General features: G+C 66.6%; 5 protein-coding genes. 1 reads left to right on the top strand and 4 read right to left on the bottom strand.

Annotation, left to right across the window (positions count from 1 at the left end; translation table 11 throughout):
- A partial coding sequence (locus tag QAT43_RS14155) for a Na/Pi cotransporter family protein (RefSeq protein WP_305043735.1) occupies window positions 1–1,309 on the bottom strand: 1,309 nt, incomplete at its 3' end.
- A 34-nt stretch (window positions 1,310–1,343) separates the two neighbouring features.
- Window positions 1,344–1,841 carry a Slp family lipoprotein gene (locus QAT43_RS14150; protein WP_305043734.1) on the bottom strand — a complete coding sequence of 166 codons (498 nt, stop codon included), beginning with the start codon at window positions 1,839–1,841 and terminating at the stop codon, window positions 1,344–1,346.
- A 243-nt stretch (window positions 1,842–2,084) separates the two neighbouring features.
- Here QAT43_RS14150 and QAT43_RS14145 point away from each other — a divergent pair, with 243 nt between their 5' ends.
- Window positions 2,085–3,263: a hybrid sensor histidine kinase/response regulator gene (locus QAT43_RS14145; RefSeq protein ID WP_305043733.1), complete on the top strand. Its 1,179-nt coding sequence runs from the start codon at window positions 2,085–2,087 to the stop codon at window positions 3,261–3,263.
- 19 nt (window positions 3,264–3,282) lie between these two features.
- Here the strand turns inward: QAT43_RS14145 and hgcB are convergent, their stop codons facing one another.
- The gene (gene hgcB / locus QAT43_RS14140; RefSeq protein ID WP_442900276.1) at window positions 3,283–3,603 is read right to left on the bottom strand and encodes a mercury methylation ferredoxin HgcB; all 321 of its coding nucleotides are present in this window, start codon (window positions 3,601–3,603) and stop codon (window positions 3,283–3,285) included.
- 41 nt (window positions 3,604–3,644) lie between these two features.
- Entirely contained in the window at window positions 3,645–4,847 is a 1,203-nt protein-coding gene (hgcA, locus tag QAT43_RS14135) for a mercury methylation corrinoid protein HgcA (RefSeq protein WP_305043732.1), read from the bottom strand.
- Between the last annotated feature and the right edge of the window lie 93 nt (window positions 4,848–4,940).

Genomic DNA, 4,940 nt, shown 5'->3' with positions numbered 1-4,940 from the left:
CGGCCTGATGGTGGGCTTGGCCGATGAGCACCGCCAGTTCGGCCATCTCGCTGTGATAGCGCGACACGCGCAGGGCGTTGGGCAGCACCTCGGCGAGAATCGGCGGCAGGTTGCTCTGCTGCATGCGGCTGCTGAATTCGCCGATGGCTTCCACCAGCCGGTCGGCCGCCTCGCGCTCCTGGTCAAGACGTTGCGGGGCGACCTTTTCGCTGCTGATGGCCTCCTTGGCCATGCGCCGCACCATGGCGCCCAACCGCGTGAGTTCGCGAACGAGGGCCTGGAGCCCCAATACCGGCGTGGCGGCGAGGGTGCGGTCGAGATACTGGGGGCGCGCCTCATCCGTTTCGCTGCGGCGGAAGCGGCCCTCGAGAAAGCGCACCAGGGTGCCCGTCAGGGGCCAGAGCAGCAGCACTCCGAGCAGGTTGAAGGCGGTATGGAACAGGGCCAGTTGGGTGGCGGGGCCGGCGTTCAGGTCGAGGAAACCCTGCATGCCCGCAAGCAGGCGCAGGAGCAGGGGCAGGACGACGAAGGCCACCACCCCGGTGATGAGGTTGAAGGCGATGTGCGCGGCGGCGACGCGCTTTGCGTTGGCCGTGGCGCCCAGCACCACCAGCAGGGCGGTGAGGGTGGTGCCGACGTTGGCGCCGATGACCATGGCGGCGGCATCGTTGACGCCCACCACCCCGCCCGCCGCCGAGGTCAGAATGATGGCCAGGGCGGCGCTCGAGGACTGCAGCAGGACGGTGAGCAGAAAGCCGGCGCCGACGAAGGCCGCCATGGCGAGCAGGCCGTTGCCGCTGATGGCGGTGAACTGCAGGCTCTGGCCGAGGGCGCCGAAGGCGTCCTTGAGCACGTCGAGGCCGCTGAAAAACAAGCCGAAGCCCGCCAGCGCCTCGCCCAGGCGTCCGGCGCGGCTCTCGCCGCGCAGCATCCGCAGGAACATGCCCGCGCCGATGGCGGGCAGGGCGAAGGCCTGGATGTTGAAATCAAAGCCCACCGCCGTGACCAGCCAGGCGGTCATGGTGGTGCCGATGTTGGTGCCGTAGATGAGGGTCAGGGCCTGGCGCAGGCTCATCAGCCCGGCGTTGACGAAGCCGATGGTCGCCACCGTGACCATGGCCGAGGCCTGCACCAGGGCGGTGATCAGCGCCCCGGAGAGAATGCCGCGCAGCGGGGTGCGCGTCGAACGGGCGAGGATGCCGCGCAGGGCGCGGCCGGCGGCGTACTTGAAGCCGTCGGTCATCAGGCGCATGCCGAGGATGAACAGGCCGATGCCGCCCAGCAGGCTGCCGAACATGGTCAGGGTCACGTGCGCTCTCCGAATTTCAGATCAGGGGATGGTTTTACCACCAGGGATAATACCAGCCGAAGGGGTAGGGCCGGTAGGGGTGAGAATAAGGGTAATAGGGATAAACGTAGGGGTCGTGGGGATCGGGCCGCGGCCAGAGATAGATGGCGCGCAGTTGGAGCAGCGGATAGCTGTAGGCCGACGCGCCCAGGGGCCGGGTCATCCCTCCCGTGAGGGTGCCGGTCAGGGTGACCTGGCGGCCTTTGTCGTAAAGCGCCGGATCGAGAATCCGCTCGGTTTCCACCAGAAAGCGCCCGCTCAGCTCATCGGCGCTCAGCGGCCGTCCCCAGCGATCGAGGTTGTAGCTGAGGACTTCCAGGCGCGAGCCCTCGCGGGTCACCTCATGATCCACGATCAACCCGCCGAGCAGCAGGGTGGTTCCGGCGTATTTCGCCGGATCCTCCTTAACGTCGCGCAGGTCGAGGTAGGGATGAACGTCCTCGCGCGCGCTGGGCGGCAGCACATGGGTACAGCCGACCATCGTCAGCAGCATCGCCGCCACGACCCCGAAGACCCAATGTGATCCTAAATACTTTCCTTTGCTTCTCATATGATCATTTTACCCTCGGGGCCGGCGGTCGCAACCGTCAGGAGCGGCCTGCTCACGGGAAATTCATCAGGCGATCACCAAATCCTCATACAGTCGCGGTACACAAGCGCAGCGCTTGCTCGGGATGCGCCCTGCAAGCCCCGTATTCTGTCAAGCAGATTTTGATACGCGCGGGAGAAAATGACCTTGTCCACTGAATCCTTGACCAAGGGCGAGCGGGCCAAGACGGTCGATCGCCGGCAGGGGCTCGTCCTGGTCGTCGACGATGAGCCGGAACTGGCGGAAATGCTGGTCTATGCCCTGAATCAGCATGGATACGCCGCGTTGGTCGCCGAGGACGGCTTCAGCGCTTGTCGCCTCATCGAGAGCGAGCGACCCGACCTCATCCTCCTGGATGTGATGATGCCGGCCCTCGATGGCTGGGAGGTGTGTCGCTTGCTGCGCAGCGTTCCCGACGAGCAGGTGGCGACCATTCCGGTCGTGATGCTCACCGCCCTGGGCGCGTTGGACGACCGTTTGCGTGGTCTGGAACTAGGCGCCGACGCCTATCTGCCCAAGCCCTACGCGCTCCGCGAGGTGCTGGCCCTGGCCGACAATCTCATCGCCCGGCGGCACCGTGAGCAGGCTCAGCGCTGCGAACTCGAACGGTTGCGCACCCGGGAACAGCTCGCCGCGGATATCCAGGCCCTGCTGTTCCATGAGTTGCGTAACCAGTTGATGGTGATCGGTGGTTTTTCCAACCTGCTGGCACGCAGCGATTTGGGCGCCCAACCCCTGCGCACTCGGGATTACTTGCAGGCCATTCACCGTAGTTCCGACTATCTGGGGATGATTGCCGAGGAATTTCAGATGGTGCGCGGCATCGAGGATGGCAAGCTGACCCTGCCCCTGGACCGGGTCGATCTGGAGGATCTGCTTCTGGAAGTTTTTGCCCTGTTCCGGCCCCTGGCGCAAAAGCGCGGGGTGACACTGCGTCTGTTCAAGCTGGAGCAGCCCCTGGCGGTGCAGGCTCATCGTGCCGCGCTCAAGGTGGTGATTGCCAACCTGGTGGACAATGCCGTCAAGTACAGCAGCCGCGGCCAGGCGGTGGACGGGCGCTGCCTGCTGGACGATGACGGTTGGGCGGGCGTGGAAATCCGCGATACCGGACCTGGCATCGTCCCCGAGGAACAGGAACTGGTGTTTCGCAAGTTCTGTCGGGGGCGAACCGGCACCGAGCAGTCGCGGGGCAGCGGCCTCGGCCTCTATGTGGTGCGCATCCTGGTCGAGGCTTTGGGCGGTCAGGTGCGCCTGGACAGCCGCCCCGGGGACGGAAGCAACTTTCAGGTTCGCCTTCCCTTGGCCGAGGCGGCGCAAAGCGCCTAATCCTCGGCGAAAACCCTGCTCAGCAGCTACCGCCCTTGCAATCGCAGCTCGGCGGCTCGCCGGTCAGCCAGCTATGAATGATGGCGCCGGCGCAGCCGACCCCGGCCTTGACCTTGAGGGCCGCGACCGGGCAGTTTTTCGCGCAGGCGCCGCACTCCATGCAGCGGTTGCGCTCGATGATGCGGGCTTTCCGTTCGGCGATCTCGAACACCGCGTGGGGGCAGACCTGGGCGCAGAGGCCGCAGCCGATGCAGGTTTCGGCGTCGAGCTCCAGGGTGGCGACGTTGTCAAGGTAGCGCAATTCCTTCATGGGTTCTTCTCCGAGGGTCATGGGTCCCATGGGACTCATGGGTCGTATGGGACCTATGGGAACAAAACTTCTCAACCCGTGAACGCCCCTGCCAGCCACAAGGCCCCGGCCACGAGCAGCGCTACCGCCTGCAGGGGCATGGCGCGGCGCATCTCTTTTTCCACGCCGGAGGGCGAGGTGAAGGGCGTCGAGCCGGTGAAGTTCATGGCGCACCAGGAACTCACCGCCGCGACCGCCGCCGCCAGTGCCGTCAGGGACAGCCAACTCGCAGCATAAACCAGGCCCAATCCCAGGCCGAGCAGGCCGCCGACCAGGGCGCCCTTGACGGCAAAGGCGCGCCCGGGCAGCCAGGGCAGCAAGAGCGGCGTGATGACCGCGCCGGCGAAAAGACCGGCGAGGGCTGAGACGAAGGCCGCGCCGCCCCGGCTCAGGGCGGCGGAGAAGGAAAAAATTCCCGGCCCGATGCCGCCCAGCACCAGCAGGACCAGGGCCACCCATGCCAGGGTTTTCAGCATGTTGGTCAACTCCACCGGGGTCAGCGCCAGCCGCTCCAAGGTGGTGAAACTGACGCGGCGCATGGCCGGCGTAAGGGCTTTTTCGCCGCGATCAAGGAGCACCGGCAGGTCGGCGGCGCGCACCGGGCCGTAGAGCACCTGAAATCCGCAAGCATTTTTCACTTCATGGGCCGCCACGCCCACGGCGCCGAGTTGCGGCAGGATCAGGCGACGGTGGGTGACCAGCCGATCCAGGCCGACGGCCCGGACCCGGCGCACCAGTTCCTCGGTGCCGAAGCTGCCCTTGCCCGCCGCGCACCAGACGTTGATGCCCTGGGTTTCCAGCACCAGAATCCACAGATCCCGTCCGCCCAGCTCGCGCCGCAGACTGTCGAAGCTCAGCTTGTAGTTGGCCGTCACCAGCACCGGCGCCTCGGCGTCGGGCCGACCCACGGCGTAGAGTCCCGGCGCAATGCGATAGCGCATGCGGCCGATGCCCCAGCGCATCTGCCAGCGGCCGAGGCGATCACCCCAGGTCGGGCGCGTGGCGACCTGGGGCACGGCTCCGACGGGGGTGTCGAGCCAGCCGCCGACGAAAGGCCAGAGCCGATAGCCCGGCAGCTCGCGAACGCGCGGTGGCGGGCAGCAGACGGCTTGGTCCTTGGCGACGGTTGGCGGGCAACAGGTCTGGGCGGTTGCCGGCGGCGCCTTGGGCGGGCAGCAGGAGGATTTGGGGGCCGGCGAGCTAGGCGGCGGGCAGCAGGGGCTGTCTTCGGACATGGCGGGACTTCCCTTTCGCGGCTGAATTCAGGCTCGCAGCATAGCAAAAAAAGCAGCGCGATGGGAGGCGGCGGATAAAAAAAGCCGGCCCGT

Source organism: Geoalkalibacter sp. (assembly GCF_030604225.1).
GTDB lineage: Bacteria > Desulfobacterota > Desulfuromonadia > Desulfuromonadales > Geoalkalibacteraceae > Geoalkalibacter.
Note: the sequence above shows the minus strand (reverse complement) of the source record. Positions and strands in the feature narration are given on the sequence as shown.

Coding starts and splice junctions, on each gene's coding strand:
- QAT43_RS14150 (WP_305043734.1), bottom strand. CDS start 1,841: ATGCTGCTGACGATGGTCGGCTGTACCCATGTGCTGCCGCCCAGCGCG.
- hgcB (WP_442900276.1), bottom strand. CDS start 3,603: ATGGGACCCATGACCCTCGGAGAAGAACCCATGAAGGAATTGCGCTAC.
- hgcA (WP_305043732.1), bottom strand. CDS start 4,847: ATGTCCGAAGACAGCCCCTGCTGCCCGCCGCCTAGCTCGCCGGCCCCC.